The sequence below is a fragment of the Klebsiella sp. K47 genome (genome assembly GCF_051858335.1).
GTDB lineage: Bacteria > Pseudomonadota > Gammaproteobacteria > Enterobacterales > Enterobacteriaceae > Klebsiella > Klebsiella pneumoniae.
Genome location: NZ_JBPYUI010000429.1, coordinates 1 through 223, shown reverse-complemented (window position 1 = coordinate 223; position 223 = coordinate 1). Strand labels below are relative to the sequence as shown.

Genomic DNA, 223 nt, shown 5'->3' with positions numbered 1-223 from the left:
ATCATCCCGCTGCCCAGCAGCTCCATCCAGCCGTGGCCCGGCGCATCGCCCGATCCGCCGAGCACGCGCTTGCCATTGACGAGCGCGAAGCCGACGTCGACCTCGACCGAGGGCTCGGTGAAGGGGAAATAGCTCGGGCGCAGGCGCAGGACGATGTCGTCGCGCTCGAAGAAGGCCTTGAGAAAGGTCTCGAGCGTCCACTTCAGGTGACCGAGATGGATGC

1 protein-coding gene is annotated in these 223 nt (G+C 65.9%); it reads right to left on the bottom strand.

All coding sequences use genetic code 11. From position 1 onward, the window contains the following. Window positions 1-223, bottom strand: a 223-nt coding sequence (locus RRF55_RS28660) for a tRNA ligase subunit PheS family protein (RefSeq protein ID WP_439419394.1), incomplete at both ends; no start/stop codon positions are given.